This window comes from Candidatus Saccharibacteria bacterium oral taxon 955 (assembly GCA_010202265.1).
Classification (GTDB): Bacteria; Patescibacteriota; Saccharimonadia; order Saccharimonadales; family Saccharimonadaceae; genus Saccharimonas.
Map to the genome: position 1 here is coordinate 179,248 of CP047918.1, position 26,828 is coordinate 206,075.

25 protein-coding genes are annotated in these 26,828 nt (G+C 47.5%); 21 read left to right on the plus strand and 4 right to left on the minus strand.

Annotation, left to right across the window (positions count from 1 at the left end):
* Nucleotides 1-63 precede the first annotated feature (63 nt).
* Both prfA and GWK75_00950 read right to left on the minus strand, forming a co-directional pair.
* Nucleotides 64-1,137 carry a peptide chain release factor 1 gene (gene prfA, locus GWK75_00945; protein QHU91029.1) on the minus strand — a complete coding sequence of 358 codons (1,074 nt, stop codon included), beginning with the start codon at nucleotides 1,135-1,137 and terminating at the stop codon, nucleotides 64-66.
* 72 nt (nucleotides 1,138-1,209) lie between these two features.
* Nucleotides 1,210-1,530: a type B 50S ribosomal protein L31 gene (locus GWK75_00950; protein QHU91030.1), complete on the minus strand. Its 321-nt coding sequence runs from the start codon at nucleotides 1,528-1,530 to the stop codon at nucleotides 1,210-1,212.
* Between the two features lie 91 nt (nucleotides 1,531-1,621).
* Here GWK75_00950 and GWK75_00955 point away from each other — a divergent pair, with 91 nt between their 5' ends.
* On the plus strand, nucleotides 1,622-2,116 hold the full coding sequence (locus GWK75_00955; protein ID QHU91031.1) for an NUDIX domain-containing protein: 495 nt from the start codon (nucleotides 1,622-1,624) through the stop codon (nucleotides 2,114-2,116).
* Here GWK75_00955 and GWK75_00960 read toward each other — a convergent pair.
* Entirely contained in the window at nucleotides 2,079-2,915 is an 837-nt protein-coding gene (locus GWK75_00960) for a hypothetical protein (GenBank protein QHU91032.1), read from the minus strand. The genes GWK75_00955 and GWK75_00960 overlap by 38 nt on opposite strands.
* 113 nt (nucleotides 2,916-3,028) lie before the next feature.
* Between GWK75_00960 and rpsB the strand changes: the two genes are divergently transcribed.
* The 10 genes from rpsB (at nucleotide 3,029) to GWK75_01010 (ending at nucleotide 12,540) form a co-directional block, all read left to right on the plus strand.
* Nucleotides 3,029-3,721 carry a 30S ribosomal protein S2 gene (gene rpsB / locus GWK75_00965; protein ID QHU91033.1) on the plus strand — a complete coding sequence of 231 codons (693 nt, stop codon included), beginning with the start codon at nucleotides 3,029-3,031 and terminating at the stop codon, nucleotides 3,719-3,721.
* A gap of 10 nt (nucleotides 3,722-3,731) precedes the next feature.
* Entirely contained in the window at nucleotides 3,732-4,328 is a 597-nt protein-coding gene (gene tsf, locus GWK75_00970; protein ID QHU91034.1) for an elongation factor Ts, read from the plus strand.
* 133 nt (nucleotides 4,329-4,461) lie between these two features.
* Entirely contained in the window at nucleotides 4,462-5,016 is a 555-nt protein-coding gene (locus GWK75_00975) for a ribosome recycling factor (GenBank protein QHU91035.1), read from the plus strand.
* On the plus strand, nucleotides 5,016-5,711 hold the full coding sequence (uppS, locus tag GWK75_00980; GenBank protein ID QHU91036.1) for a di-trans,poly-cis-decaprenylcistransferase: 696 nt from the start codon (nucleotides 5,016-5,018) through the stop codon (nucleotides 5,709-5,711). The genes GWK75_00975 and uppS overlap by 1 nt, the downstream gene beginning before the upstream one ends.
* Nucleotides 5,680-6,870, plus strand: coding sequence for a PDZ domain-containing protein (locus tag GWK75_00985; GenBank protein ID QHU91037.1), 1,191 nt, complete (start codon nucleotides 5,680-5,682; stop codon nucleotides 6,868-6,870). The genes uppS and GWK75_00985 overlap by 32 nt, the downstream gene beginning before the upstream one ends.
* Nucleotides 6,871-6,874: 4 nt before the next feature.
* Entirely contained in the window at nucleotides 6,875-7,627 is a 753-nt protein-coding gene (locus GWK75_00990) for a CPBP family intramembrane metalloprotease (GenBank protein ID QHU91038.1), read from the plus strand.
* Nucleotides 7,628-7,696: 69 nt separating this feature from the next.
* Nucleotides 7,697-8,935 carry a prolyl-tRNA synthetase gene (locus GWK75_00995; protein QHU91039.1) on the plus strand — a complete coding sequence of 413 codons (1,239 nt, stop codon included), beginning with the start codon at nucleotides 7,697-7,699 and terminating at the stop codon, nucleotides 8,933-8,935.
* Nucleotides 8,936-9,018: 83 nt separating this feature from the next.
* The gene (greA, locus tag GWK75_01000) at nucleotides 9,019-9,471 is read left to right on the plus strand and encodes a transcription elongation factor GreA (GenBank protein QHU91040.1); all 453 of its coding nucleotides are present in this window, start codon (nucleotides 9,019-9,021) and stop codon (nucleotides 9,469-9,471) included.
* Between the two features lie 213 nt (nucleotides 9,472-9,684).
* Nucleotides 9,685-10,968: a hypothetical protein gene (locus GWK75_01005; protein ID QHU91041.1), complete on the plus strand. Its 1,284-nt coding sequence runs from the start codon at nucleotides 9,685-9,687 to the stop codon at nucleotides 10,966-10,968.
* A gap of 60 nt (nucleotides 10,969-11,028) precedes the next feature.
* Nucleotides 11,029-12,540, plus strand: a complete 1,512-nt coding sequence (locus GWK75_01010; protein QHU91042.1) for a lysine--tRNA ligase — start codon at nucleotides 11,029-11,031, stop codon at nucleotides 12,538-12,540.
* Between the two features lie 62 nt (nucleotides 12,541-12,602).
* Here GWK75_01010 and GWK75_01015 read toward each other — a convergent pair whose 3' ends face one another.
* Nucleotides 12,603-13,085: a hypothetical protein gene (locus tag GWK75_01015; GenBank protein QHU91043.1), complete on the minus strand. Its 483-nt coding sequence runs from the start codon at nucleotides 13,083-13,085 to the stop codon at nucleotides 12,603-12,605.
* Between the two features lie 175 nt (nucleotides 13,086-13,260).
* Here GWK75_01015 and GWK75_01020 point away from each other — a divergent pair, with 175 nt between their 5' ends.
* The 10 genes from GWK75_01020 to murD all read left to right on the plus strand — a co-directional run bounded on the left by GWK75_01020 (nucleotide 13,261) and on the right by murD (nucleotide 26,828).
* A complete protein-coding gene (locus GWK75_01020; GenBank protein QHU91044.1) occupies nucleotides 13,261-14,100 on the plus strand; it encodes an undecaprenyl-diphosphate phosphatase in 840 nt (279 codons plus the stop codon).
* Nucleotides 14,101-14,108: 8 nt separating this feature from the next.
* Entirely contained in the window at nucleotides 14,109-14,876 is a 768-nt protein-coding gene (locus GWK75_01025; GenBank protein QHU91045.1) for an ATP-binding cassette domain-containing protein, read from the plus strand.
* Complete coding sequence (locus GWK75_01030; protein ID QHU91046.1) at nucleotides 14,876-16,243, plus strand: FtsX-like permease family protein; 1,368 nt, start codon at nucleotides 14,876-14,878, stop codon at nucleotides 16,241-16,243. Before GWK75_01025 ends, GWK75_01030 begins: the two co-directional genes overlap by 1 nt.
* Before the next feature lie 99 nt (nucleotides 16,244-16,342).
* A complete protein-coding gene (locus GWK75_01035) occupies nucleotides 16,343-18,571 on the plus strand; it encodes a collagen-like protein (GenBank protein ID QHU91047.1) in 2,229 nt (742 codons plus the stop codon).
* A 42-nt stretch (nucleotides 18,572-18,613) separates the two neighbouring features.
* Complete coding sequence (gene serS, locus GWK75_01040; GenBank protein QHU91048.1) at nucleotides 18,614-19,909, plus strand: serine--tRNA ligase; 1,296 nt, start codon at nucleotides 18,614-18,616, stop codon at nucleotides 19,907-19,909.
* A 5-nt stretch (nucleotides 19,910-19,914) separates the two neighbouring features.
* Nucleotides 19,915-21,054, plus strand: coding sequence for a quinone-dependent dihydroorotate dehydrogenase (locus GWK75_01045; GenBank protein ID QHU91049.1), 1,140 nt, complete (start codon nucleotides 19,915-19,917; stop codon nucleotides 21,052-21,054).
* Nucleotides 21,055-21,094: 40 nt separating this feature from the next.
* Nucleotides 21,095-21,469, plus strand: coding sequence for a hypothetical protein (locus GWK75_01050; protein ID QHU91050.1), 375 nt, complete (start codon nucleotides 21,095-21,097; stop codon nucleotides 21,467-21,469).
* Nucleotides 21,470-21,619: 150 nt separating this feature from the next.
* Nucleotides 21,620-24,250 (plus strand): preprotein translocase subunit SecA, encoded by a 2,631-nt coding sequence (secA, locus tag GWK75_01055; protein ID QHU91051.1) that lies wholly within the window; start codon nucleotides 21,620-21,622, stop codon nucleotides 24,248-24,250.
* Between the two features lie 3 nt (nucleotides 24,251-24,253).
* A complete protein-coding gene (locus GWK75_01060; GenBank protein ID QHU91052.1) occupies nucleotides 24,254-25,543 on the plus strand; it encodes a hypothetical protein in 1,290 nt (429 codons plus the stop codon).
* Between the two features lie 4 nt (nucleotides 25,544-25,547).
* Nucleotides 25,548-26,828 (plus strand): UDP-N-acetylmuramoyl-L-alanine--D-glutamate ligase, encoded by a 1,281-nt coding sequence (gene murD / locus GWK75_01065; protein QHU91053.1) that lies wholly within the window; start codon nucleotides 25,548-25,550, stop codon nucleotides 26,826-26,828.

Here is a 26,828-nt window from a genome sequence, read left to right on the forward strand (position 1 = left end):
TATACTATGGAGTAGTTTACCTGGCTAGCCTGGATAGAGCTCGCTAGTTTTTTTGTGGGCACCCTAGGAGTGTTCAATACCCTGAGCTTTGAGTTCCCGCTCGGTAGCTTGAAGGCGGTCGAGTATGTCGTCGATGTCGCCATTCATGGCGGCGGGGATATTACTGCGACTGTAGCCAATTCTGTGGTCGGTAATTCGATCTTGAGGGAAGTTATAGGTGCGAATTTTTTCACTTCGATCGCCTGAGCCGATTAGGCCACGGCGTTCTGCAGTGAGCTTAGCATTCTCTTCGTCAATCTTTTGTTGAAGTAAGCGAGATCGTAGGACGCTTAGGGCTTTTTCCTTATTTTTGATTTGTGATTTTTCGTCTTGGTTTTGAACAACCAAACCAGTCGGTAGGTGGGTAATTCGCACTGCTGAATCTGTCGTATTGACGCTTTGCCCACCATGGCCACCTGATCGATAAACATCAATACGCAGATCATTTGGGTTGATATCGATATCTGTCTCCTCGGCCTCGGGGAGTACGGCTACCGTAACGGTACTAGTGTGGATGCGACCCTGGGACTCGGTTGCTGGAACGCGCTGGACGCGATGTACGCCACTTTCAAATTTAAGTTTAGAGTACGGCGAATCTCCCTTGATACTGAAAATGACTTCCTTGTATCCGCCAGTATCGTTTGCGCTCTCACTCATTAGCTCGGTGCGCAAGCCATGTGCTTCACAGTAGCGGAGGAACATCCGGTAGAGCTCAGCTGCAAATAGCGAGGCTTCGTCACCACCAGCGCCAGCACGTATCTCCATGATGATATTCTTGTCGTCATTTGGATCTTTTGGGGTCAGCATGATGAACAGGTCATTTTCAATCTGTTTAAGCTTTGCCTCATCTTCGGGGATTTCTAGTTTGGCAAGCTCGGCGAGTTCATCGTTGCCGTTTGCTAGCTCGCGCGCCTCGGCTAGTTGCTTCTCGAGGGTTTCGCGCTCAGAAGCTTTCGCGATGATCGCATCAAGTTCGTTGAAGCGCTTATTATTTTTCATGAAATCAGGACTGTTAAATGCAAGCGGGTCTGCTAAAAACTCGCCGAGTCGCTGTTTTTCGGCGGTTAGGTCATCGATGTTGAGTTCAATCCTTGGCATGCTTATCCCCATTGTACGCTATATTACATAAACAAAGAGGCTGTACTAGACGACAGCCTCTTGGGACTAGTACTATTTGTCCGCTTTTGCGGCTTTTTTGGCGTTTTGCTTCTTTGCTTTTGCAGCAAGTGCGGCGCGACGCTCTTCGGCGACCTTTGCACGAGCCTTGAATCGGTCGACGCGACCTTCGGTGTCGACGATTTTTTCCTCACCAGTAAAGAACGGGTGAGATTTGCTAGAGATGTGAATCTTGACTAGTGGGTATTCGTTGCCGTCTTCCCATTTGATCGTTTCACTCGTTTGCGCTGTTGATTGTGTCAAGAACGCAAAGCCCGCTACTTCGTCGCTAAATACGACTGGGCGGTAGTCTTGTGGGTGAATACTGCTTTTCATAACCTGCCTAGTTTAACAGATGAGGGAGATAATGTCAAAAAGTCTGATTCTATATAGCCTCCAGGATGGGCTGAGATATAATTAAAGTGAAATGAAGCGTATAATTGAACGGTTCGCGCCAGCTATAGTGTACCTTCCTGATCTCCTAGATCACGTTTTCAGGTATAAGCACAAGCCCAGAACGCGGGTATTTATCTTGCGTCAAAATGGGACAGACAGACAGCTTTTACTGGTTCGTAACCTCCTAACGCCACGAGTGTGGTCGTTGCCGGGTGGCGGTATTAAGCGAGGCGAAGACAAGTTTGCCGCAGCTAAGCGAGAACTTGAAGAAGAGCTTAGTGTGCGTAGCTACACGAGTTTTGATTTTTTGTTTGATAGAACGATGTCTAAGCGGGGTGTTGAGTGGTCGTATTATTATTTTCTAGCGACCACAGAGGAGAATATAGGTAAGCTAGGGTTTGATGTATCAGAAGCGCGGTGGGTATCGTTTGACGAAATAGAGTCTCTTGCGCTTGATATCTCACTCAATAGGGAGGATTTATCGGATGTTAGGCATAGAATTGACCATTCTGCTCAGAACAGATGATGCGTTCAGAGATGTTGCCTAGGAGCTTGTTTGACTGCGCTAATTCCTGAAAGTTAACGAGGTCAAGGTACTTTATAGCGTATTTTGCAATTAGCATAGGCAACTCACGTTGCTTGAGTAGTTCTTTTAAATTATTTGCACTGTAGTAGGCGTCGACATCGTTCTGAAATGCCATGAATGGGTCTAGGTTGCTGGTTGAGCTATCGGATAGACTTAGGCCTTGTAGTTTTGACTGTAATAAATTCACTTTCTCAGTGTCTTTGCGCTTGATCCCACTTATGTAGCGCGTATAGTAGAGACCGATATGGGAGTATGGCGAAAGGACGGGCAGAGAAACTGAACCGTCGTTTGCCTCGACCGTCCATGTATCCTCGATCAGTTTTCGGTCAACGTTGTGGCATATGGCACCTGCTCGGAGTGAGAGCGTCTCGTCATTCTCTTCGATAAACTCAGAGGTGAAGCGTACTCGTCGATTTTTTATCTCTTTTGAATTGTAGCCAGAAGCTGATACGGGGGCTGACGTACGGGCCGCTAGTTCTGTTTGAACTGATCGGCACACTTCGGGGCGAGACGTAAAGACTTTGATGTCAATATCCCTAACTGTTCCATTGCTACGAAGTGTTGTGATTGTATCTAGCTCATCACGGTCTACGTTAATTGTTTTAATATCTTCGTGAAATACGCCAGAAGACAGCAACATTAGATCAGTTGCTATGCCGCCCACAAGGGCTAATCGTGTCGATAGGGCATCTGTAGCTGAAATTCTTTCGAGCGAGCACCCAATACTTGACTGTTCCATACTTGTTATATTGCTGTAATACTGTTATAATTTATTATTGTAACAAACTTTAATGAAACAACATTCGCTAAAGGTATCCTTAGATGATGCGAATGTGAAGGGAGAAGGATATCATGGCCGTAGAGGTTGATATCAAGGCTTTGCTCGAAGCTGGTGTCCATTTTGGACACAAAACGAGCCGTTGGCACCCAAAGATGGCGCCATATATTCATAGCAAGCGTCAGGATAGTCATATCATTGACCTGACAAAAACTGTCGAACAGCTAGACAAGGCTTTGCCGTTCTTGACTAAAGTTGCGGCAACTAAGCAGATTCTTTTTGTTGGTACCAAGAAGCAGGCAAAAGACATCGTAAAGAGTGCGGCAGAGCGTGCGGGACAGCCGTATGTCACTGAGCGATGGATTGGCGGTATGTTGACTAACGTAACGACGGTTAATGCCCAGATCAAGAAGCTAAAGGATCTTGAGCGTCGTATGGCTTCGGGCGACCTAGAGAAGCGCTACAACAAGCTTGAGGTGCAACGCTATCAAGAGGAAATCGACAACCTAAATCTAAAGTACGGTGGCATAAAAGAGCTGAATGGTCGACCAGGCGCAATGATCGTCGTTGATACGCTTGTTGACAGCAATGCAATCGCAGAGGCGAAAAATCTCGGGATTCCAGTAATCGGTCTTGTCGATACGAATGCCGACCCAAGTAAGGTCGATTATGTAATTCCTGCAAATGATGATGCGATCAAAGGTATCCAGCTGATGCTTGACTACTTTGTTTCAGCAATCACCGAAGGTAAAAATAAAGCAGAATAATAGGGGGCGTATGGCAGTATCAATTGAAGATATCAAGAAGCTCAAAGAGCTTACCGGTGTTGGTCTAACTGACGCTAAAGCAGCACTTGTTGAGGCTGACGGTGATTTTGACAAAGCCCTTGAGGCGATGCGCAAAAAAGGCCTGACAAAAGCCGAGAAAAAAGGTGACCGCGAAACTCGCGAGGGATTGATCGAAAGCTATGTCCATTCAGGTCGTATCGGTGTTGTTGTGGAGGTAAACTGCGAGACAGATTTTGTTGCGCGTCTTCCAGAGTTTAAGGAGTTTGCGCATCAAATTGCGATGCAGATTGCTGCAATGAATCCTCAGTTTGCGACGATGGATGATATTCCGGCTAACGTTCTAGAAGCTAAGAAACAGGAGCTTCTAGAGAGCGAAAGCCTAAAGAGCAAGCCAGAGAATATGCGTGAGCAGATTGTCGAGGGCCAACTCAAGAAGTACTTTGCAGAGCGAGTGCTTGTAGAGCAGGCATTTGTTCTAGACGACAGCAAGACAGTGGGTGATCGTATCAAGGAGCAGATTGCGCTATCAGGCGAGAACATTCGCGTTAGCCAGTTTAAGCGCATAGAGCTTGGTGTTACCGAGTAGGCCACGTATAAATTTGCTAATTGATCAAAAATCGGGACTTTTAGGTCTCGGTTTTTGATTTTGGCCGTTTTTTGGGTCGGACGGGTAAGTGTCTATCTGATATACTAAGTAGCAGATAATTTTGGAGGATGACATGTTTAACACAGATGAATACGAGCTAAGAATGCAAGGTGTTACTGAGCATTTTCAGGCTGAGCTGGCAAAGGTTAGAACTGGGCGGGCGCACCCTGGGATGCTTGATGGGATCAAGGTCGAGGCGTATGGCGCCGAGATGCCGCTTAATCAGGTGGCCAATGTCACCGCTCCAGAAGCTCAGCTGCTCCAGATTACACCATTTGATCCAAGCAATATTCAACAGATTGCAGCAGCGATCCGCAATGACCAGAGCCTTGGACTTAATCCAAGCGATGATGGCCGAGTCGTCCGCGTGCCAGTTCCTCCGCTAACCGAGGAGCGTCGTCGTCAGCTAGTCAAGCAGGCGGCCGAGAAGCTCGAAGAGGCGCGTATTGCCTTGAGAAACGTTCGTCAGGACGGTCTAAAAGAGGCGAAGCGTAAGAAGGAGGGCAAGGAGTTGTCCGAGGATGATGTAAAGCTCGTTGAAAAAGAAATCGATCGCTTGATATCTGAGTCGCAGGCGAAGCTTGAGGAAATATTTAAGGCAAAAGAAAAGGATATCCTCACGCTCTAATGTCAGAAGATTGTACTGTTCCGATGCATGTCGGATATATTGTTGACGGCAATCGACGCTGGGCGAAGGACCGTGGGTTGTCGGCTAGTCAAGGTCATACCGCAGGGTACGAAAAGATCAAGGAGATTGTGGTTGAAACCTGTAGGCGTGGTGTGCCGTATGTTAGTGCATACGTTTTTAGTACAGAAAACTGGAGACGAAGTAAGGTCGAGGTCGATTGGTTGATGGAGCTGATTGTTCGAATGCTTAAAAAAGATATCCACGTATTTACTGAAAACAATATTCGTTTGAGGATAGTAGGGGTGAGAGATCGTCTGAGTAAGCGAGTTATAAGTGCGATAAATGAGGCGGAGGCGATAACCAAACATCTCACTGGAGGAACGTTTATTGCATGTTTTAATTATGGTGGTCAACAAGAAATTGTCGATGCGGTCAATAAGGTTCGCCAGGAAGTGGATTCAAGCCGAGATTTGACTGTTAACGAGTTTGCACAATTTTTGTATACACCCGACGTACCGCCGTGTGATGTGATAGTCAGAACGAGTGGTGAAAAGAGGTTGTCAAACTTTATGCTGTGGCGTAGCGCATATAGTGAGTTTGTCTTTTTGAAAAAGGCCTGGCCTGAGATGACAAAGAGAGATGTCGTCAGTATACTGAAAAAATATGCGCGTCGATCGCGCAGGTTTGGAGGATAAGGGGATGATAGTCGGGATTATCGTAGGGGTTATTGTGCTAACGCTACTTGTCGTAGCGCACGAACTCGGACATGCGCTAGTCGCAAAAAAACACGGTACTGTTGTTGAAGAATTTGGTGTCGGATTTCCTCCGAAGTTGTGGAGCAAAAAGATCCCAAATAGTATTCTAGGAAAAAATGTTGAATACAGTATTAACTGGTTGCCACTTGGCGGTTTTGTTCGTCTACAAGGGGAACATGACGACGATACAAATAAGGGTGATTATGGTGCGATGACGTTTTGGCAGAAGACTCAGGTCTTGCTGGCTGGTGTTGCGGTTAACTGGTTGTTGGCGGTAGTTCTTTTGACGGTTCTCGCCCTATTCGGTATGCCAAAGATTCTTTCAAACCAGTTTTATGTTGCTTCTGACGCACAATTTATTAGCCAGCCCGTAGAGCTAGTGTCGGTGACATCTGGTTTACCGGCTGATAAAGCGGGACTGAAACCAGGTGATAAAATTCTTCGATTTGATGGTCAGACTCTAGATAGCGCAAAGAGACTGTCGGAATTAGCTACCGCTAACAAAGGCAGGACAGTTAGTGTAATCTATTCACGACATGGTACCGAGCGTGAGGCCAAGGTAACTCTCAGGAAAGACAATTCAGACCAAAAGGGCTTTTTAGGGGCGGGGCCGACTCAACGGGAGCTGATAAGATCAACTTGGTCGGCGCCAATTGTTGGGCTTTGCACGACGGCACAGATGACTTGGGTTACTTTTGAGGGTCTCGGTCAACTGGTAGGAAATGGTGTGTCTGGTTTGCTCATGAAGCTGAGCCCCGATAGGGCGCTTCAAGAGCAGGCTAATAAAAGTTTGTCGGCGGTTGGTGATAGTGTCGCCGGACCATTAGCAATTTTTGGTATTATATTCCCAGCAGCTGAAAAAGCAGGATTCACTTATGTGTTGATGATCGCTGCCGTAATCTCCTTGACGCTAGCAGTAATGAATGTGTTGCCGATCCCGGCGCTTGATGGTGGTCGTTGGTTTGTTACGGCTCTTTATCGTGTCCTCAGAAAGCCGCTTACAAAAGAGGTTGAAGAGCGTATCCATGGGATTGGTTTTATGGTTCTGGTATTTTTAGTAGCCCTCGTTACGATTGCGGATATCGGAAAGCTTCGATAATGCTATGACCGAAAAGGGTAGGCAGACGTCTAATAGAAAAAAGATAGTCTCTATAGTGGGTGTTATTGTCCAGTGGAGCCTTGTTGGTGTAGTTGCGTTCGTTGCCTCGACTTATCTAGCAAGTGCATTGGTGTGGGTTGTGAGGAGTGTTGGTGTTGCCTGGTCTATGGAGACTACGATTGGTGCGACTGTGTATAGGGTGATGACATACATTATCCTCACCGCGATACTTGGCGGAGCGATATATTATCGTAATCGCGATCAATTCGTGTTGACTTCGGGCGTGGTGAAGCTACTAACCTGGAAGGACATAGGGATTTCTCTCGCTGGAACGATTATTTATATGCTCAGCGCGACGATTGCGATTTTTGTTGCATCAAAAATCCCAGGTTTTTCTCTAGAGCAATCGCAGGACATCGGTATTGCACAGGTTTATGGACTGGATCGGCTGGTTGTGTTTGTGGTGTTTGTCGTACTGACTCCGCTGTTTGAGGAGTTGATCTTTCGAGGCTTTCTCTACGGAAAACTTCGAATACGAGCGGTGCCATGGTGGCTGTCGGCGATTGTAGTGAGCGCGCTATTTGGGTTGGCGCACATGCAGTGGAATGTTGCGATTGATGTATTTTGTTTGAGTATGGTGGCGTGTGCTCTACGTGAAGTTACTGGATCGATATGGGCCGGAACGTTGCTTCATATTATCAAAAACATGATTGCGTTTATAATAAAATTTGTGATTATTCAGGGTCTGGTACGATAGATAATTGTCGATTTATATGAGATTATTCTCTAGTGTATAGGCCATAAAGATTGTACAATGGGGTTGATTATGAGATTATCGCAAAATATTACACGTACCCTTCGTGATACGCCTGCCGATGAGGTGTCGCGTAATGCACAATTACTAATCCGAGCAGGATTTGTTTATAAAGTAATGGCAGGTGTGTATGCTTATACGCCACTTGGCCTAAGGGTCTTAGAAAATATCAAGCAGATTGTCCGTGAGGAGATGAATCAGGTCGGCAGTCAAGAGTTGATTATGAGCAGTCTACAGCGCAAGGATACATGGGAAGCGACTGGTCGGTGGAGTGATGAGGTGGTTGATATTTGGTTTAAGTCCGAGCTAAAGGATGGTACTGAGGTGGGATTTGGCTGGAGTCATGAAGAGGCTATCGTCGAGATGGCCAAGCAGTACGTCAAAAGTTACAAGGATCTACCTGTAAGCGTCTATCAGTTCCAGACAAAGTTACGCAACGAAATGCGCGCCAAAAGTGGCATCATGCGTGGTCGTGAATTTGTGATGAAAGACATGTATAGCATGCATGCTACAGCAGAGGACTGCGATGCGTATTACGACAGAGTAGTCGAAGCCTACAAGAGGATATATGATCGGCTAGGTATCGGAGATAGTACCTTTGTCACGTTTGCAAGCGGTGGTGCGTTTACAAAGTTTAGTCATGAGTTCCAGACGATTTGTTCGGCGGGCGAGGATACCCTATATGTAAACGCCGACCAAACAATCGCTGTAAACGAAGAGGTGCTCGATGAAGCCGCAAAAGAGATGGAGATAGATAAGGCGTTGCTCAAGCCGGTTGTAAGTGCCGAGGTCGGTAATATATTTAAATTTGGGACCGAAAAGTCCGAGCAGATGGAGTTTTACTATACTGGAGAGGATGGTAAACGGCATCCAGTTTATCTTGCGTCATATGGCGTTGGAGTGACCCGTGTCATGGGTGTTATTGTCGAAAAGTTTGCCGACGAAAAGGGTATAGTGTGGCCAGAGGCGATTGCGCCAGCGAAGGTATATTTAGTACAGATTGGCGACGATTCAAAAAGACGAGCAGATGAGCTTTATGAGTCACTAAAAGACCGGGGTATTGAAGTGATCTATGATGACCGCGACGAGCGTCCAGGGGCGAAATTTGCTGATGCGGAGCTAATGGGCATTCCTTATCGCGTGACGGTTAGCGATCGGCTGATGACCAGTGATCAGTATGAATTTACCTCTAGAGCAACAGGGGTGACTGAGCTCTTGACGCATAGCGAATTACTTGCTAAACTGAGCTAAATCGAGATTCTTGGAGGGGAAATAACGCTAATCAATATAAGGTTAGGTCCTTCCACAGGGCTCTTGATAAGAGGTAATAAATTATGAAAAAAGTATATCAAATCACAGAAGCAGGCCGAAAAGAACTTGAGGCCGAACTTGAAGAACTCAAAAGCCGTCGTGGCGACATCGCAGACAAGATTGCTGAGGCGCGTGATTATGGCGACTTGAGTGAAAACGCCGAATATGACAGTGCTCGTGAGGAGCAGGGTCTTGTTGAGACGCGTATTGCAGAAATCGAAGATATCCTAATGAATGCCGAGGAGATCAAGGCTCGTAAGTCAAATAAGGTACAACTTGGCAGTACCGTTGAGTTAAAGAACGGTGCAAAGGCTATATACACACTAGTTGGTCCTGTTGAGGCCGATCCGTTAAACGGAAAAATCAGCAACGAGTCACCACTTGGGATTGCACTGATGGGTAAAGTAGTTGGTGATGACGTGACGATCTCAACACCGAAAGGTGATACAACCTATACGGTTGTTGCAATCTCGTAAGCCTAGCTATAAATAGTTCAATACTCCGCTAGATGTAGCGGAGTATTGTGTATTTTACACAAATTAAACACTAGCTATAGTGTGGGTAGTGGGTTAATATGGTACTAAGTACGCCTAGGGGGCGGCTAGAAATTAAACGAATCAAGAGCGATGCGCTATCGGGGTGTGAGTCTTTTTGGGTAAGCACATCATTCTTTTTATATTGGGGGATTTATGATAAAGGGAGAACAAGTGACAAGGACGGCAGTACAGTCTGAGGTTGTGTTGCCGGTAGGTGAACGGGGTGAGGTTGACTATAGTGGTGTTGTGAGCGGGCAAGCATTAGCAACGCAGGAGCAGATTGATGCCGCTGACGAAGTGATTCGTGAACTTGGGTTTGACCCAGATACGGTTGGTGCGACGGTCCAATTCCGTCGTCCTCGGGACGAGAATGGCCAGATCATGAGTGATCAGCCAATGACGTCAGCGACTGTTGATGCACTTTGGATAAAGAAGCCAATGCCACGTAAGATGTCGGGTGAGGAGTTTTCGTACGTACAGCCAGCTCCCGCTGTCGTGCGACCGACAAAAACACGGGTTCGTACCATGAACCGTCGCTCAGACAAGACGGCACTAGTGATACCTGATATCCAGATTGGTCGTCGATTAGACACGAGCGGTCAGTGGCATAACTTTCATGATGTTGAGGCGATTGAGGTGGCGCGTATGCTGGCTAGATATATCAAGCCAGATTACATTATTTTCAACGGTGACAACAATGACTTTCCGAGCCTCGGCAAACATGGCGCTGACCCTACGGTGTGTGGCACAGTCAACTGGACGCTTCAACAAAATCACGATGTTTATGCGGGGTTTGCAGCCGACTCTCCAGAGTCGATTCAGCGTGTTCTGAGCGGCAACCACGACAATCGGCTACCGAGATACATCCGAGAGGGTGCCCCTGAACTGATTGGTATTCGTCAGGCTGGCGCAAACGGACGCTTAGGTGGGTTGGCACTTACAATGGATTGGCTAACGAACCTTCAGGCACTTCGTGATCAGGGGGTTGATATTCAATGGCTCGAGGGGTATCCAAATAATGATTATTGGTTAAATGATCGGCTTCGTATTATCCACGGTGATATGGTCAATAGCAAGGGTAGCACAGCCGCAAAACTACTCAACAATAACCCTATGTCGTCAGTTATTTTTGGGCACGTTCATCGAATAGAGTCACACTACAAGACGACAATGGGCTCGGGTGGTCGACCAGTACAACACTCGGCTCACTCGTTTGGTACGCTGGCGCGTGTTGATGGTGCTGTGCCGAGCTATCATAGCTCGCTTGGTGCCGATGAATCACCGATGAGATATTTTGAGAACTGGCAACAGGGAGTTGGTCTCGTTGAGTTCAAAAAAGGCGACGCACCGTTCAATGTGACGCCGATACCTATACATACGCACGATGGTCACGTTGCGTTTTTTGATGGCAAAGAGTTTCGTCCAACCGCAGCCTAAGGCTATTGCGTATAGACTGCCTCTAAAAATGGGGCGGTTTTTGGTATAATGTCAGTAATTATGGCAACTATGAAAGAACTGCGCGATGAGCGCCTACGCAAACTAGAGCAACTAAAAACCTTAGGGGTTGACCCATACCCGTCTGAGTCGAGCCGAAGTAACGAAATAAAGGAAGTGATTGACAACTTCGAAGAGTTCTCTGGGGATACTGTAACTCTTGCTGGCAGGCTCATCGCGACTCGAAAATTTGGTAAACTGGCGTTTTTTGTTTTGCGTGACATGAGCGGGCAGATCCAACTCTTTATTAAAAGCGACCTCATAGAACCGCTTAACGCCAAGAATTCACAGCTCGGCATGAGCGAACTAAATCTTTTGGATCCAGGCGATTTTATTGAGGCAACTGGTGTGGTAATTACAACAAAGACAGGCGAGAAAAGTCTTGAGGTGCATAAATTGCGTCTTTTGACCAAGTCACTTCGTGGTATGCCAACAGAGCAGGAGGGCTTCACCAATAAAGAAGAGCGACTCCGTCGTCGTTATGTAGATATGAACGTCAACCGTGGGGTGCGTGATCGTTTTGTTCGGCGTAGTAAGTTTTGGCGGGCAACACGTAAATATCTCGATGATCACGGTTTTGTAGAGGTAAATATTCCAGTTCTCGAGCATACAACTGGTGGTGCAGACGCTAATCCGTTTGTGACTCATATGGATGCGCTTGATCAAGATTTTTATCTGCGCATCTCACACGAGTTGCCGCTCAAGCGTTTATTGGGTGCTGGGTTTGAAAAAGTCTATGACCTCGGTCCTCGCTTTCGTAACGAGAATTACTCTGACGAACACCTACCAGAGCATATTGCGATGGAGTGGTATTGGGCGTACGCTAACTGGCAAGACGGCATGAAGTTTATGGAGGGTATGTATAAGTACGTTCTCGAGGAGACGTTTGGTACTCTGCAGTTTAATGTCCGTGGTTTTGAGATTGATATGGATAGAGACTGGGAGGTCTGGGATTATGCAACGGTGATCCGTGATCGTTATGGGATTGATATCTATGATACGACGATAGAAGAGGTCGCCACAAAGCTCAAGGAAAACGGTCTGGAGGTTGAAAAGACCGATAGTATTCCTCGTGGTATTGATAAACTCTGGAAGAATATTCGTAAAGACGTTGTTGGTCCTGTTTGGCTGGTAAATACACCAAAGTTTATATCACCACTTGCAAAGAGTAGTATCGATGACCCTAATACTGTCCAGAGATTCCAGCCAATTATGCTTGGTAGTGAGCTAGGAAATGGTTTTTCGGAGCTTAATGACCCGATCGATCAATACGGTCGCTTTATAGAGCAGCAGGCGATGCGTGATAGTGGTGACGACGAAGCGATGATGCTAGATATTGATTACGTCGAAATGCTTGAGTATGGTATGCCGCCAGCTTGTGGTTGGGGGTACTCTGAGCGTGTGTTCTGGATGTTTGAGGGCGTGACAGCTCGTGAGGGGGTGCCATTTCCCCAGCTACGTCACGAATATGATGAAACGACGAAGAAGCTATATCCTGAGGCAAACCTGAAGTAGGAGTCTATAAAATATAAATAAATACACCTCTTATAGAGGTGTATTTTGTAGACTTGGTCTATTTATTTTTTACCAAACAGGCGAGCAAAAAAGCCTGGTTTCTGTGGCGCAGTATCTGGAGATGCTGGCGCCGAAGGGGCGACCGTCGGTGGAGTGGTTTCAGCGGTAGGGTTTATGACTGATGTTTCGACAGTGGCAGCTGGTTCAGTAGCTGTTGCTTCATCGGCAGGTGCAGGTGTATTGATCGTATCCGGATTAGTGACCGGGTTGGCTACGGGAGTTTCGATGACTGCGGGCTCCGTGGCGACGGGCTGTTCGGGTACTTCTATTGTGGGTGACGAGGCTAGCTCGTCAGCCATTGATGCTTGAATGTCTGAACTAGCTGTTCCTACTGCAGTAGTTTGCGCGTCATTGGTGGTATTGTTGGTTGGCATTGTCTCTGTGACCGGCTCGATAGATTGAGGCACCGCCTCTATCGAAGCCTCAGCCCCAGGAATTGGGGGAGTCGTTGTACTTGAGGGTGGAGTAGGTTGTTCTGTTTCCATGGTGGTTTTTCTTTGTTTATGGCTTATGTTGTCTCTCATACTAGCATAAACATTATAAATCGTCAATAGATAACAGGGGTGGAAAAAATAATATAAGCACAGGGTTTTATGGGTTATAATTAAGGTAAGTGATAAGTAGCCTGACTCGTAGCGGGGTTTTGGTAGGGGAGTAAGAGTGAATATTGTCCATGCAGTTATCCTCGGGATTGTCGAGGGTGTAACGGAATTTTTGCCAGTTTCGAGCACTGGTCATCTTACGATTGTAGAGAAGGTCTTTGGCTACAAAATTGATGACCCTGGCGTTACTGCATTTACGGCAATTATCCAGATCGGTGCAATTGTAGCTGCCGTATGGTACTTCCGTGCTGATATTGTTCGGATACTTTCGGCGTGGACTAGAGGTTTGTTTGATCGCTCTAGCCGCAAGGAGGCCGACTATCGTTATGGCTGGGCGATTATTCTCGGGTCTATGCCGATTGCAGTTGTTGGACTGCTGTTTCGTCATACAATTGAGACGACCTTTCGGAATATGTGGTGGGTGGCGGGCGCTTTGATTGCGTGGAGTGCTGTGATGTGGCTAGCTGATCGTTTTGCGTCGCAAAGACGTACTGAAAAGGCGGTGGGCTGGCGAGATACATTATGTATTGGACTTGCGCAGTGTTTAGCTTTGATTCCTGGTGTAAGTCGTAGTGGTGCTACGATGTCAGCGGGTCTTGTTGCGGGGCTGGATCGAGTAGCAGTGACTAAGCTGAGTTTTTTTCTCGGGATTCCAGCTCTGGTTGCGGCAGGTATGATGCAGGCTGTTACTAAATATGACGATATTGTGATTCATGGTGTTGGCTGGACCCCGACGCTTGTCGCTACGGCTGTGTCGGGCCTGGTTGGGTATTTTTCGATTGCTTGGCTCTTGAAGTTTATCGCAAACAATACTTTTTCGTTATTTATCTGGTATCGCGTAATCATTGGCTTAGCGATAACTGTCTTAATAATTAGCGGTGCGATAGCTGTAGTGTAAGGGGGATTATGATTGAAGTAAAAAATATTACCAAGATATATGGTAAGAAGAAAAATATATTTACTGCGCTTAAAGATGTTAGCATGACGATAGAGGATGGTACGAGTGTAGCTATCTTAGGGAAGTCGGGCTCCGGTAAATCTACTCTTATGCACGCTATTTCAGGACTAGACAAGCCACAACAGGGTCAGGTGCTTGTTGATGGCGAGGACATCTTGCGTCTAAGTGCGCGGGCGACTGATAGGTTTCGTGCTAAGAAGATGGGGTTTGTTTTTCAGAGTTTCTTTGTTGAGGGTGGCGAAACGTGCTACGACAATGTGAGTCTTTCTCTTGAGACAGCTGGTGTCGCCAGGTCAAGGCGCCGACGACGTATCGAGCGAGCTTTGGCGGCGGTAGACTTGGGTGAAAAGATTAAGTCGCGCGCCAAAGACCTCAGCGGTGGCCAGAAACAACGTTTAGCAATTGCTCGTGCGATTGTGTGTCAGCCTAAGATATTGTTTGCCGATGAACCTACGGGTAATCTTGATTCGACTACGGCGAAGGTGGTGGAGGATTTACTGTTCAGCTACCAGAAGGAAAATGGTGCAATATTAATTATTGTGACACACGATGAAGACTTGGCTGCACGTTGTGACGTAGTTGTGAGAATAAAAGACGGCGAAGTAGTCAAAATAGAGGCAAGTCATCTGGCTAAAAAGGTTTCGCGTCGTACTGCCTCATCCCCGAGGAAGAGCGTGGGGACCACTCGGCCATCAGCAAAAAGGAGGATTCAATAATGAAAACGACTGATATTATTCGGCGAGCCGGGCGCAATCTCCGACGTGCCAAGATGCGCACATTTTTGACCAGTGTGGCTATTGCCGTTGGTGGATTTGCTATTATGGCCAGTTTAATGGCGGGTGAGGGGGCTCGTCAGTATGTTGACCGAATTATCAGCAGTAACATTGATCCAAAAGGGTTGATAATCTCTAAGGACAATAAAATAACCGATATGCAAAAAGGGATTGGTGCTTCCGTCCTGCCAGAGTATAAACCTGATACAGTAACTCAGTATGGGAGAGAGTATGCCACCCTAAGTCCAGATGACTTAGCGAAATTACGTTCACGTAGTGATATAGATAACGTGCAGCCGCTTTATAATCTGACCCCAAAATATGCAACATTTGGGGCTGCAAAAGATTCTCAGAAACAATACCTGCCGCAAATAGTGATGCGCGATCGTACGCTTCGTCAAGAAGTGGTGGCGGGGCGCGACATGAAATCTGGAGTTGATCTCAGTAGAGATGAGGCAACCATACCAGAAGCTTATATTGAGAGACTCGGTATTGATAGCGCTGAAAATGCCATTGGTAGCAAAATAGTAATTACAGTCAATCAGCAGCCACAAAATATTAGCCAAGAAAAGTTAGCGCAAGTTATGGCTGAAAAAGGTGAGGCTGGTGTCGTGGAACTGACTCAAGGAAAAGTCTTGAACAAAGAGTTTACGATTGTCGCAGTAACTCGTAAATCGGCTGATCAGATGACGAATACACCAAACACATATATTAGCGCTGACGCCGCAAAGGAGTTGAGTGAATTCGCAACCTTAGGCACAAGTAATTACCAGAGGTATGCAACGGTGACGGCGACCGCCAAAGAGGGGCCGGAAGCTGTAAAAAAGAGTCTAGCTGATGCGGGCTATGTTGCAATGACAGCCAAAGATATTCAGGGTTTATTGTTTACGTTTGTTAATACTTTGCAGTATATCGTCATGGGCTTTGGTGCTCTGGCGCTGTTGGTGAGTGTTTTTGGTATAGTGAATACGATGTATATATCCGTGTTGGAGCGCACTCAACAGATCGGTCTAATGAAGGCACTTGGTGCAAGTAGTCGTGATGTTGGGCGGCTATTCCGATATGAGGCAGCATGGGTCGGTTTTCTAGGTGGTACACTTGGCATCTTGTCTGCCTGGGGTCTGGCTAGTGTATTTAACCCGAAAATATCTGAGTCTCTTGGCTTTGGCGGCAACTCGCTGCTAATATTTCAGCCGCTCAGTGCCCTGCTGGTAATCGTTTCGCTGATGTTGATTGCTATTATTGCTGGTTGGCTACCGAGTCGTAGGGCGGCTAAGCTCGATCCAATTGAAGCACTTCGCACTGAGTAATTCTGTGGTGTAAAGGTAGTATTTTAGTGTTGCTTATGGTAACATGGGTCCGTATATAGTGTGTTTTAATAAACAATGTGTATAAGATAGGAAAAACGGGTGAAAGAACAGGTTAAAAGGTATGCAAGTCGACGTTTGGTCGTAGGCCTGTTTATAGTACTGCTGGCTGTCATCATATTTTTGTGGTGGTGGTCTTGGGGAAGCCGCCATGGCGGCTATTTCAAGGGTGTAAAGGCGGAGCAGATTAGTTTGCGCCAGAGTAACGGTAATATTCAGTGGCAGTTCTTGGGCGGCGATTGGCAGAACTTGGTTTCTATTGCCGAGCTTCGTGGTGATAAGGGCGAGAAAGGTGACGCTGGTAAGGACGGCAAAAACGGCACGGACGGAAAGAGTGGATCGGTTGGGGCTGCTGGCGCTAAGGGTTCTCCAGGTCAGCCAGGTGCGAAGGGTGACCCAGGTTCTCGAGGAGCAACCGGTGCACAAGGCCCACAAGGTGCGACGGGCGCTAAAGGTGATGCTGGCGCTAAAGGTGATAAAGGCGAGAAAGGTGACGCTGGCGGCCCCCAGGGGCCACAAGGGCCGCAAGGAGCGAAGGGCGATGCCGGCCAGGACGGTCGTGAAATTGAGCTTCAGAAAACTTCTCTATATGTTCAGTGGCGGTATGCTGGTGACGCTACCTGGAGAAATCTAATAGCACTTTCAGATCTCAAGGGCGATAAAGGCGATAAAGGTGACACTGGCCCAGCTGGCCCAATTGGCCCAGTTGGCCCTGCCGGCCAAAAAGGTGAGAAAGGCCAAAAGGGTGACACGGGTCCTGCTGGCCCTCAAGGTTTGCAAGGTCTAAAAGGTGACACTGGCCCAGCTGGCCCAATTGGCCCAGTTGGCCCTGCCGGCCAAAAAGGTGAGAAAGGCCAAAAGGGTGACACGGGTCCTGCTGGTCCCGCTGGACCAATTGGTCCCATAGGCCCAACCGGTCCAATTGGACCTCAAGGCCAAAAAGGTGAAAAGGGTGAAAAGGGTCCTAAAGGTGACGCTGGTGCAGTTGGCCCACAGGGCGCTCCAGGCGTACAAGGTGAAAAAGGTCCTAAAGGTGACACGGGTCCTGCTGGCCCTCAAGGTTTGCAAGGTCTAAAAGGTGACACTGGCCCAGCTGGCCCAATTGGCCCAGTTGGCCCTGCCGGCCAAAAAGGTGAGAAAGGCCAAAAGGGTGACACGGGTCCTGCTGGTCCCGCTGGACCAATTGGTCCCATAGGCCCAACCGGTCCAATTGGACCTCAAGGCCAAAAAGGTGAAAAGGGTGAAAAGGGTCCTAAAGGTGACGCTGGTGCAGTTGGCCCACAGGGCGCTCCAGGCGTACAAGGTGAAAAAGGTCCTAAAGGTGACACGGGTCCTGCTGGCCCTCAAGGTTTGCAAGGTCTAAAAGGTGACACTGGCCCAGCTGGCCCAATTGGCCCAGTTGGCCCTGCCGGCCAAAAAGGTGAGAAAGGCCAAAAGGGTGACACGGGTCCTGCTGGCCCTCAAGGTTTGCAAGGTCTAAAAGGTGACACTGGCCCAGTTGGCCCTGCCGGCCAAAAAGGTGAGAAAGGCCAAAAGGGTGACACGGGTCCTGCTGGTCCCGCTGGACCAATTGGTCCCATAGGCCCAACCGGTCCAATTGGACCTCAAGGCCAAAAAGGTGAAAAGGGTGAAAAGGGTCCTAAAGGTGACGCTGGTGCAAATGCGGTCTTAAATGTTACAAATAGTTCTCAGGCATGCTCGCCTTCACTTTCAGTAACAGGCAGTGGAACCTCAAGCGTAGGTTTAACGTTTTCTGGTGCACTCTTACCGTCAGGGGGGCAAAATGGTCAAATACTGATGAAGCGCTCAGATACCGATTGCGACTTTACTTGGGGTAATATTCCTCAGGATACGATATTTTCGGCCAGTGTTGGCACGGGGGCCGCTGGTAGTGCAACTGTGGCTATCGCGCCTATTGACACCTACTATGCAATACCGTTGACAACTGTTGTAACTAATCGAGGTGGTGGTAATTGGACTAATAACACAACCTATACCATCCCTAGCGCTGGAGTGTATATGATTCGCTCAAGTGTTCGCTTGGTAGATAGCTCGCCAGCGCGTGAGTTTTATCAGGTAGTTAACGATTCAGCTCAAGATATTCCAGAAGGGGCGTGGCATAATAGCGGCACAGGCAGGCGATTTACTATGCAATACTCGCGTCTCTCTCGCTTTACGGCCGGTACACAGCTGCGTCTTTATGTCTATTCTGAGTCAAAGGTGGGTAATATATCTGCCGCAAGTTTGAGTATAGTCAAGATATCTAACTAATAGTGCGATATTGAGCGAGGGTGGTGTAGTACAATAAGAACCATGCTAGATATTCGTTTTATTAGAGAAAATGCCGATGCCGTACAGCGTGCATCTGAACAAAAGGGCTACCGGGTGTCGATAAGCGACCTCTTGGAGCTAGATGATAGCCGTCGCGACTTACAAAAACGGGTTGATGAGTTACGTCAGCGACGCAACGAAGTAGCTTCTCGTATGAAGGGGGGTAAGCCTGAACAGGACCTAGTCGATAGAGGTAAAGCGATCAAGGCCGAGCTTGGTCAGCTTGAGAGTCAGCTTGATATGGTCAATGGACGCTACATGGCGTTATTGAAGCAGGTGCCTAATATGCCTCATGCTGACGTGCCAGTTGGTCTCAGTGAGGACGAGAATGTTGAAGTTAAGGTCGTCGGCAATATCCCTAAGTTTGATTTTGCGCCGAAAAATCACTATGAGATTGCCGAGGCAAAGGGTTGGCTCGACAAAGAGCGCGCCGCCAAGGTTGCTGGCGCTCGCTTTGCCTATATCATGGGTGATCTGGTGCTGTTGCAACAGGCGATTATCCAGTTTGTGATGAACTCCCTCACGAGCGAGGCGACGATGAAAGAAATTATTACGGGGGCTGGTCTCGAGGTTGATCCTCGGCCATTTACTCCCGTTTTGCCGCCGCTGATGATCCGGACTGAGCCGTATGATCAGATGGATCGTCTCCAGCCAAGTGACGATCGCTACAAGATTGAGGGCGAGGACTTGTGGCTGCAGGGGAGTGCTGAGCATGTGCTCGGCAGTATGCATGCGGGTGAGATTTTTGATGCCAAGCAATTACCGCTTCGATACTTGGGCTTTGCGACTAGTTTCCGCAAAGAAGCGGGGACGTACGGCAAAGATATGGAGGGGCTGATTCGGATGCACCAGTTCGATAAGCTCGAGATGGAGAGTTTCACTGAGGCGAAGGATAGCTATAGCGAGCATCTCCTATTTATTGCCATTCAAGAGTGGCTTTTGACTCAGCTCAAGCTACCGTACCATGTCCTGATGAAATGTACGGCTGATATTGGTAAGCCAAATGCGCGCGGCGTTGACATGGAAGTCTGGCTACCAGGTCAGGGCAAGTACCGCGAGACGCATACCGCTGATTACATGACGGATTATCAGGCGCGCCGTTTGCAGACCCGTGTACGAAACGCAGACGGTGTTTCACTTGTTCACACAAACGATGCGACGGCGTTTGCGCTAGGTCGCTGCATGGTGGCAATTATCGAAAATTACCAGACTGCGGAGGGTAATGTCGTGGTGCCAGAGGTTTTGCGTCCATATCTAGGTGGTCTCGAGGAGCTGTAAACATAATGATCAAGCGTACGGTGAGGGGCGCAACAAAGCATGCGTATAAGCGGATTGCAAAACCCTTGCTTTTTAAGCAGCATCCAGATGGTGTTCACCGTCGACTTGTAAAGGTGGCAAAAATAACTCAAAAAACCCCAGGTATTAGGCGGTTACCAAAACTCTGGGCGTATCAATCACCACTACTAGAGCAAGACCTGTTGGGCATTCATTTTAAGAATCCTGTAGGCTTATCAGCTGGTTTTGATAAAAATATTGAGCTTGCGCCAACGATTAAAAGTGTTGGATTTGGGTTTATGACCGGGGGGTCTATTACTGCTGAGAACTGTATAGGGAATCCCAAGCCATGGTTTCATAGATTGCCTCATAGTAAGTCACTAGTAGTCCACGCGGGATTACCAAATAGCGGTGTTGATGCGGTGGCGCAAATTATCCAAGGATATCCGGCGGGGCTATTTGATACTATGCCACTTGCGGTGTCCGTGGCAAAGACCAACTCCAGGCAGACAGTAGATGATGAGACAGCGATTGCAGATTATTGCCATAGCCTGACCGTACTTGAGGCGCAGGGCAAAGTTGCTTGGTATGAAGTAAATATTAGCTGTCCAAATACGTACGGTGGTGAGCCGTTTACGTCACCAGATAGGCTTGATCGGTTACTGTCGGCAATCGATAGGCTACATTTATCGCGACCAGTTATGCTAAAAATGCCGATTAACAAAGCTTGGAGTGAGTTTCGTGAATTGTTAGAGGTGATCGTGAAGCATGATGTTCAGGGTGTTGCGATTGGAAATCTTCTTCACGAGAGGAATGGTGTAGATAAGCGCGATAAACTTGATTCGAAGATTCCAGGCAACTTGAGTGGTAAGCCCACCAGAAAAGTGTCTACAGAACTGATTAAGTACACATACGCCGAGTATGGTGACCGGTTGGTGATTATAGGCATAGGGGGTATTTTTAGCGCGTATGATGCATACACCAAGATTCGTGCTGGCGCTAGTCTAGTGGCATTGATTACCGGAATGATATTTGAAGGACCGCAGTTGATTGGTGAGATAAACGCTGGGCTTGAAAAATATCTCAAGCGAGATGGGTTTAGCAGTGTTTGCGAAGCGATAGGTGCAGATCATAAAAAGCGTGTATAATTGAAGTACAATATCGGTTAAGCGAAAGGGGTCTTATAAAATGATCGCAAACGTTGAAATAACCGGAGTCGGCAGTTATACACCTGACGAGCCTACGAAAAAGTATATTCGCAAGAAAATCGGATCGCTCGATAAGCGTTTACCGAGGCATGCACGTAAATCAGTTCGTGCAGACGTAAAGCTTGCCGAAGTGAACCGCGACAGGGGCAATAAATATGAGGTAGAGGTATTGCTTCATGTTCCAGACAAGACGCTGACCGCAAAAGACTCGACGATGAATGTATTGGCGGCAACCGACATTGTTGAGGCAAAGCTTGTTGCTCAGCTCAAGAGATACAAGGAGGATCGAGTGCCGCACGTTGGGAGACGAAAAGTACTTGATCGATTCAAGCGTAGTTATGCGCGTGAGCTATAGTAGGACGTAAGTTAGTAATCTATGAGAGATGCAGCCTCGGTTATTTCTGGGGCTGTATTTTTGACAGATCTCTTTTATTCTGTGCTTTTTCTCGGTATAATAAGGAGTAGTTTTTATCAGAATGTCTAGCAATTTTGGAGAGGGTTATACATGGTTAATCAACAGCAAGCACTCACAAAGATTTTCGGTGATCCGCAAAAGCGTATCTTGAAGCGTCTTGGCAAGAAAGTCGATGAGATAAATAAGCTTGGGCCAAAATACAAGAAGATGACCAAAAAGGAGCTTGCCGAGCAGACGGAAGTTCTCAAGAAGCGACTTAAAAAGAAGGGTGTGACACTCGACACAATTCTGCCTGATGCGTTTGCTGTTGTGCGCGAGATGGCTGATCGTGTTATTGGAGAGAGACATTATGACGTGCAGTTGATTGGGTCAATGGTACTCCATGAGGGTAATGTTGCCGAGCTCAAGACTGGTGAGGGAAAGACTCTTATGTCAACGTTGGCGGCCTATCTGAATGCACTTGAGGGTAAGGGTGTCCATATAGTCACGGTGAACGACTATCTCGCCCAGCGCGACGCTGGCTGGATGGGGCAGATCTATGAAGCGCTAGGTGTGTCAACTGGTGTCATCATCAATGATGCGTCTTATGTATACGACGGTAGTTACGATAACGAGCTGCACACCGATGTCAGGATGAAGAAATTGCGCCCATGTACGCGCAAAGAAGCATATCAGGCCGACATAACATATGGAACAAACAACGAATTTGGCTTTGATTATCTACGTGACAATATGGTGAATGAACTCGATCTCGTGCGTCAGCGTGATCTGAATTTTGCGATTGTCGATGAGGTTGACTCTATCCTGATTGACGAAGCCCGTACGCCTTTGATTATCTCTGCTCCAGCAGCCGAGAATCCAGATGCGTACTACCAGTTTGCGAAAGTCGCTGCACAGCTTGTTCCTGAAGACTATATACTCGATGAAAAGCGCAAGAGTGTTGCTTTGACGGACGAGGGTGTCGAAAAGGTACAGAAAATGCTCGGCATCAAAAACCTTTACACGCCTGAGTATGTTCGCAGTGTTTATCATATGGATCAGGCGCTTCGTGCTCAGACACTGTTTCATCGAGATAAGGACTATGTCGTGACGAACGATGGCGAGGTGATTATCGTTGACGAACATACAGGGCGTCTAAAGCAGGGCAACCGCTATAATGAAGGGCTGCATCAAGCGATTGAGGCCAAAGAGGGCGTACCGGTGTTACAGGAGAGTATGACGCTCGCTACTATTTCGTTCCAGAACTACTTCCGACTCTACAGGAAGCTGTCCGGTATGACGGGTACGGCGTTTACCGAGGCTGAGGAATTCCAGCAAATTTACTCACTCGATGTCGTAGTTGTACCGCCGAATAAAAAAATTATTCGCGAGGATCATGATGACCTGATCTACAAGACCGAAAAAGGTAAAATTAAGGCTATTGCTGAGGCTATCAAGGAGTATCATGCAATCGGTCGTCCAGTATTGGTTGGGTCGGGGTCGATTGCAAAGAATGAGATGATTGCAGCGCACCTTGACCGCGAAGGCATCAAATACGAGATACTTAACGCAAAAAATAATGAACGCGAGGCTCTGATCGTCGAGCAAGCTGGCCAAAAGGGCGCAATTACACTTGCAACCAATATCGCTGGACGTGGTACGGATATTAAGCTTGGTGAAGGTGTTCGCGAGCTCGGTGGATTGGTTGTTATCGGGTCGGAGCGTCACGAGTCGCGTCGTATTGATAATCAGCTTCGTGGTCGTGGTGGTCGTCAGGGCGACCCTGGTGATACGCAGTTTTATGTATCGACTGAGGATGATCTGATGCGCATATTCCAGGGTGAGCGGCTAACTGTATTGATGGATCGTCTTGGTGTTGATGAGGAGACGGCAATTCAAAATAAGGCTGTATCAAAAACGCTTGAGGCGGCACAAAAGCGTGTTGAGGGCTACAACTTCGATACTCGAAAAAATGTCGTGCAGTACGACAATGTGATTAACCGTCACCGAAAGGTTGTCTATACGATGCGCCGAAAGATCTTGGAGGGTGATAATATTGCGCCTGAGATACAGCGATTGATCAATGAGAAGGTGGCTGATCTAACTATTGTTCCGTCAAAGAATAATCCAAAGTTTGTGGATGAGTTTGAGGCGGTTATCCCAGCTGAAGTAAAAGACATAGAAGCCGTTGGTGCCGAGAAGAAAGACCGGACACGTCGAGAAATGGCGCTTAAGCTGGCGCAAAAACTTTATAAAGCAAAAGAGGCTGAGCTTGGCGAGGAGTTGATTCGTGGTGTTGAGCGAGAGGTTTATCTACAGGTGCTAGACACTCTGTGGATGCAGCACCTAGAAAATATGCAACACCTTCGTGAAGGAATTCACTGGCGTAGTGTCGGTCAGCGTGATCCGCTGGTGGAGTATCGTTCTGAGTCACAAAAACTATTTGATAGTTTGCAGGCCACTCTCCGTGATGAGGTTTTAAGAGCGATTTATCACGTCCACAAAACAGACGCGATTACTCGCGAGGCGGTTGATGATGAGCACGATACAGAGCTTACAAAGCTTGCCGAAAATGCAGTTGAAAGAGGTGTCAACGAGATTACCGGTGGTGAAGAGAACCGTGATCACGATTTTGATAAATCTACTCGAAAGAATAAGTCGTCAGCAAGCACTAATCAGAAGCGTAACGCTGCTCGCAAAAAGAAAAAAGCTCAACGCCAAAACCGTAAGAAGAGTCGTTAAGCCATGAAGCACACTACTACCGAAGTCCGACTAAAAAACGGCGCACGCGGTCTTTTGATTGACATTCCCGGTGCGACGGTGATGAGTTTTCAGTTTCAATTTCGAGCTGGTAACCGCTATGTAAAACACAAAGACATCTACGAAACGGCACACATCATGGAGCATATGGCTTTTGGAGCAAATGCTGAGTTTCGAAATGAGCATGCTTATGAGGCCGAGTTTACAAAAAATGGAGCGTATCATAACGCCTGGACGAGCGATCTGTCTATGGTATACGTTGCAGACTGTGCCGATTTTGAATGGGAGCGAATCTTGTCCCTGCAGAGGCTAGCGATTTGTCAACCGAAATTCAGGCAAGAAGAGCTAGAGGCTGAAAAAGGCAACGTAAAGAGTGAATTGACGGGGTATCTAAATAACCACAATCGTGTTTTGTGGCCAAAAATACAACAATTATTAGGCGAGGACGTCTATACATACTGGCAGAGGCTTCAGACTATAAATAACGTCCAACTCAAGGACATCAGAGAGCATCATCGGCGAACTCATACCAGCGACAATATGCGCTTTGTGATCGCCGGTAAGCTAGAGGGTCGCAAGGCGAAAATCCAGCGAATGCTCGAGGAATGGGAGCTTCCTCGAGGTGAACGTTTTGCTATACCAAAAGATGAGCTAACAAGCGGAAATCCTACACTAATTCGTCGTAAAGAGGCGAGCAACCTAACTTTTGGCTGGAGTATGACGTTGCCTCGCGAGCTGAGCGACGAGGAGGCTGAAGCCATGGCTTGCCTAGATCAGATTTTGACGGGGACATTACACTCGCGTATTTATGGCGCCGCACGTAAGAAGGGGTTAGCTTATGGAATGTTTAGCGAAACATCAGTTGGCTTCCATGACAGTAGCTGGGATTTTGGGGGTCAGGTCAATCTAGATACGGCTGGCGGACTGGTTGATATCATTGTTCGCGAAGTCAAGGCCGTCATGGACGGCAAGATAACCGAAGAGGAGCTTGATGCCGCTAAATCATACGCTTTAGGACGTCATCAGATGGGGGCACAAACTGTTGCTCAGATTAGCAACTTCTATAGTGGGCGGTATTTCGGTGACGGTTTTGTAAAGGATTACAATAAAGTACCTGATGCAATTCGTAAAATAACGCTTGAAAGAATGCTTGCGACTGCAAGAGAGTTTATTGCCCATAATACCTGGGTGCTTGCTGGGGTAAGTAGTGGCTCAAAAGAGGATATTACTGCGCTTGGCGATAAGCTAGAGACAATTTTTACGGTGAAGGAGTAGTAAATTGAAAGTTGCAATTGCTGGATACGGAATTGAAGGTGAGTCAAGCTATCGATACTACGCTGATCGGGGCGATGATGTAACGATTGTCGATGAGAATAGTGCGCCAAAAAGACCGCTTCCAGATGGTGCTAATACCATACTCGGCGAGGGAGCATTCTCCAGGCTACATGGGTTTGACCTGGTAGTTAGGACGGCGGGCTTGAACCCGGGTCTAATTCAGACTGACGGCACTATATGGTCGGCAACAAATGAGTTTTTTACGCGCTGCCCAGCGCTGATTATTGGGGTGACTGGCACAAAGGGCAAGGGGACGACGTGTAGTTTGATTGCCTCTATATTGCGAGCAAGTGGTAGAAATGTGCATCTAGTTGGCAATATAGGTACACCTGCGCTTGATACTCTCTCGTCGATCCAGCCTGATGACGTTGTTGTATATGAGATGAGTAGTTTTCAGCTATGGGACATCAAAATGAGTCCAAAGATTGCTGTTGTCCTGATGATAGAACAAGACCATCTGGATGTGCATGCAGACATGAATGAGTATCTTTTGGCAAAATCAAATATCGTCAAGTACCAGTCGTCAGATGATACTGTGATCTACCATCCGACAAACCATAACACGGCAAAGGTTGTTGAGGGAGCATTGTCACACAAGGTTAGGTATGCGATTCCTGACGATCGGCAAGTCTATGTACGAGATGACCTGTTCTTTATCCAAAATAGGCCTATTTGCTCGGTCGACGCTATGCAAATTCCAGGAGCATTTAACTGCGAAAATGCCTGTGCCGCGATTAGTGCCGCACTGTTAGCTGGGGCGTCAGTTGATGCTGTTGAAGCTGGACTCCGTAGTTTTACTGGATTACCACATCGTCTCAAGTTCGTTCGAGAAGTAAATAATGTACGCTACTATGACGATAGTATCGCCACAACTCCAGGTTCGGCAATTGCCGCTTTATCGGCGTTTACTCAACCAAAGGTCATCATACTCGGTGGCTCAGATAAGGGTGCGGATTATCGCACTCTTATAGAGGCTTGTCGAGGCGCAGAAGCTGCAGTGGTTGCTATTGGACAGACGGGAGGACGTATTTATGATTTATGCAAGGAGTTGGGCGTGTCGGTACACAGAGAAACTGGTGATATGAATGCGGTTGTCGCAGCGGCCAGCTCGATAGCAAAGGAGAACGGAGTCGTTATACTTAGCCCAGCTAGTGCTAGTTTTGACCAATATAAAAGTTACATAGACCGTGGCGAGCAGTTTACGACGGCGGTAGGGAGGCTGTAG

What these genes read in the sequence shown, in the direction of transcription:
- rpsB (QHU91033.1), top strand. Translation starts at nt 3,029, where the DNA reads ATGGCCGTAGAGGTTGATATCAAGGCTTTGCTCGAAGCTGGTGTCCAT.
- GWK75_00975 (QHU91035.1), top strand. Translation starts at nt 4,462, where the DNA reads ATGTTTAACACAGATGAATACGAGCTAAGAATGCAAGGTGTTACTGAG.
- tsf (QHU91034.1), top strand. Translation starts at nt 3,732, where the DNA reads ATGGCAGTATCAATTGAAGATATCAAGAAGCTCAAAGAGCTTACCGGT.
- GWK75_01010 (QHU91042.1), top strand. Translation starts at nt 11,029, where the DNA reads ATGGCAACTATGAAAGAACTGCGCGATGAGCGCCTACGCAAACTAGAG.
- GWK75_01050 (QHU91050.1), top strand. Translation starts at nt 21,095, where the DNA reads ATGATCGCAAACGTTGAAATAACCGGAGTCGGCAGTTATACACCTGAC.
- GWK75_00955 (QHU91031.1), top strand. Translation starts at nt 1,622, where the DNA reads ATGAAGCGTATAATTGAACGGTTCGCGCCAGCTATAGTGTACCTTCCT.
- GWK75_00950 (QHU91030.1), bottom strand. Translation starts at nt 1,530, where the DNA reads ATGAAAAGCAGTATTCACCCACAAGACTACCGCCCAGTCGTATTTAGC.
- uppS (QHU91036.1), top strand. Translation starts at nt 5,016, where the DNA reads ATGTCAGAAGATTGTACTGTTCCGATGCATGTCGGATATATTGTTGAC.
- GWK75_00990 (QHU91038.1), top strand. Translation starts at nt 6,875, where the DNA reads ATGACCGAAAAGGGTAGGCAGACGTCTAATAGAAAAAAGATAGTCTCT.
- GWK75_01025 (QHU91045.1), top strand. Translation starts at nt 14,109, where the DNA reads ATGATTGAAGTAAAAAATATTACCAAGATATATGGTAAGAAGAAAAAT.
- GWK75_01060 (QHU91052.1), top strand. Translation starts at nt 24,254, where the DNA reads ATGAAGCACACTACTACCGAAGTCCGACTAAAAAACGGCGCACGCGGT.
- GWK75_01015 (QHU91043.1), bottom strand. Translation starts at nt 13,085, where the DNA reads ATGGAAACAGAACAACCTACTCCACCCTCAAGTACAACGACTCCCCCA.
- serS (QHU91048.1), top strand. Translation starts at nt 18,614, where the DNA reads ATGCTAGATATTCGTTTTATTAGAGAAAATGCCGATGCCGTACAGCGT.
- prfA (QHU91029.1), bottom strand. Translation starts at nt 1,137, where the DNA reads ATGCCAAGGATTGAACTCAACATCGATGACCTAACCGCCGAAAAACAG.
- secA (QHU91051.1), top strand. Translation starts at nt 21,620, where the DNA reads ATGGTTAATCAACAGCAAGCACTCACAAAGATTTTCGGTGATCCGCAA.
- GWK75_00985 (QHU91037.1), top strand. Translation starts at nt 5,680, where the DNA reads ATGCGCGTCGATCGCGCAGGTTTGGAGGATAAGGGGATGATAGTCGGG.
- GWK75_00960 (QHU91032.1), bottom strand. Translation starts at nt 2,915, where the DNA reads ATGGAACAGTCAAGTATTGGGTGCTCGCTCGAAAGAATTTCAGCTACA.
- GWK75_00995 (QHU91039.1), top strand. Translation starts at nt 7,697, where the DNA reads ATGAGATTATCGCAAAATATTACACGTACCCTTCGTGATACGCCTGCC.
- greA (QHU91040.1), top strand. Translation starts at nt 9,019, where the DNA reads ATGAAAAAAGTATATCAAATCACAGAAGCAGGCCGAAAAGAACTTGAG.
- GWK75_01005 (QHU91041.1), top strand. Translation starts at nt 9,685, where the DNA reads ATGATAAAGGGAGAACAAGTGACAAGGACGGCAGTACAGTCTGAGGTT.
- GWK75_01045 (QHU91049.1), top strand. Translation starts at nt 19,915, where the DNA reads ATGATCAAGCGTACGGTGAGGGGCGCAACAAAGCATGCGTATAAGCGG.
- GWK75_01030 (QHU91046.1), top strand. Translation starts at nt 14,876, where the DNA reads ATGAAAACGACTGATATTATTCGGCGAGCCGGGCGCAATCTCCGACGT.